The following is a 1,498-nucleotide window of genomic DNA, read 5'->3' as shown; positions in this document are numbered from 1 at the left end:
GGGAGATACCGCTCGTTGCCAGCGCCAGGGCCGCAAGTGCGATTTTGAATTTTGGGGAAGTCATGCCGTTTCCAGGGATCCGAAAGAAGAAGAGGAAGATATTTGCGGGGAAGAAAAATCAAGCCGCGGCGCCGAAAGCGAGGCGTCACCGGCCAGCGACTGCAGCAAGGCAATGCCTAGCGGCCATTCACCGTGGCCCGATTCAACGTTGATGTGCCCCGCGTCCTGCAGGCGCACAAACTCGCTGCCCCAGGCGCGGGCATACGCGCCGGCCAGGCGAACCGGACAGAAGGGATCGTTGCTGCTGGCCACCAGCACGCTGCGGTAAGGCAGCTTCTGGTAAGGCACGGGCGCGAAGTCGCTCAGGACGGCGCGGCGTTCCGGGTCGGCCGGCGCCACCAGCAAGGCGCCCTGTATGCGGTCGACCGCTTCAGGCGGCAGATGCGCCGTCGCGATGCAGCCCAGGCTGTGCGCGACGATGACCACCGGCTCCTTCTGCAACTGGATGGTGTTGGCGATAGCCGCCACCCAGGCCTTGCGCGAAGGCGTGATCCAGTCGTCCTGCCGCACGCGCACCGCATTGCCCAGGCGTTCGGCCCACAGGCTTTGCCAGTGGCCGGGACCGGAGTCGCGCCAGCCAGGAACGATGATGAAGCGCACTTCGCGTGAATCCGTCGGCTTGATTACTTATTAGGCTGCGGCGTGATGCGCAGGTAAGGCTTCACGGCCTTGAAACCCTTGGGGAAACGCTGTGCCAGTTCGGCCGGGTCTTGCAGGCTGGGCACGATGATCACGTCGTCGCCGTCCTTCCAGTTCACCGGCGTCGCCACCTTGTAGCCATCGGTCAGCTGCAGCGAGTCGATGACACGCAGGATTTCGTCAAAGTTGCGGCCCGTGCTGGCGGGATAGGTGAAGGTCGTGCGGATGGCCTTCTTCGGGTCGATGATGAACACGCTGCGCACGGTGGCCGTGGGGCCGGTGCTCAAGGCGTTCGGGTGAATCATGTCGTAGAGGCCGGCCACCTTGCGGTCGGCATCGGCCAGGATGGGGAAGTTCACCGTGGTGTTCTGCGTCTCGTTGATGTCGTTGACCCATTTGCCATGGGATTCCAGCGGATCGACGCTGACCGCGATGGGCTTGACGTTGCGCTTGGCGAATTCACCGCTCAGCGCAGCGGTCTTGCCGAGCTCGGTGGTGCAGACGGGAGTGAAATCAGCGGGATGCGAAAACAGCACAACCCATGAGTCGCCGGCCCATTCATGGAAGGAAATCTTGCCTGCGGTGGAGTCCTGGGTGAAGTCGGGGGCGATGTCGCCGAGTCTGAGGGTGGCCATGGTTTGCTCCTTGAGGTTGCTTGATCAAAGCATTGTGGGGAGCAGACGTTAAAACTCAAAAGAATATATTGCTCTTAATTTATTTGGATTTGTGCATAACGGAGGAGATTTGGTCTTGTTCTGACAGGGGTACTTTGCTGAGAGTTGCCGGCCGGGGATTGCCC

Annotated in this window: 2 protein-coding genes; both read right to left on the bottom strand. The window is 61.4% G+C overall.

Going from position 1 to position 1,498, the window contains the following annotated elements; all coding sequences use genetic code 11:
• Window positions 1-60: 60 nt before the first annotated feature.
• Window positions 61-660: an RBBP9/YdeN family alpha/beta hydrolase gene (locus AC1D0P_RS25560; RefSeq protein ID WP_477679294.1), complete on the bottom strand. Its 600-nt coding sequence runs from the start codon at window positions 658-660 to the stop codon at window positions 61-63.
• Between the two features lie 23 nt (window positions 661-683).
• On the bottom strand, window positions 684-1,334 hold the full coding sequence (locus AC1D0P_RS25555) for a peroxiredoxin (protein WP_477651692.1): 651 nt from the start codon (window positions 1,332-1,334) through the stop codon (window positions 684-686).
• Window positions 1,335-1,498: the final 164 nt, after the last annotated feature.

This window comes from Polaromonas sp. P1_G2 (assembly GCF_056405515.1).
Note: the sequence above shows the minus strand (reverse complement) of the source record. Positions and strands in the feature narration are given on the sequence as shown.

Bases quoted from the DNA above. Each gene is read 5' to 3' on its own strand.
- AC1D0P_RS25555 (WP_477651692.1), bottom strand. From the start codon at position 1,334: ATGGCCACCCTCAGACTCGGCGACATCGCCCCCGACTTCACCCAGGAC.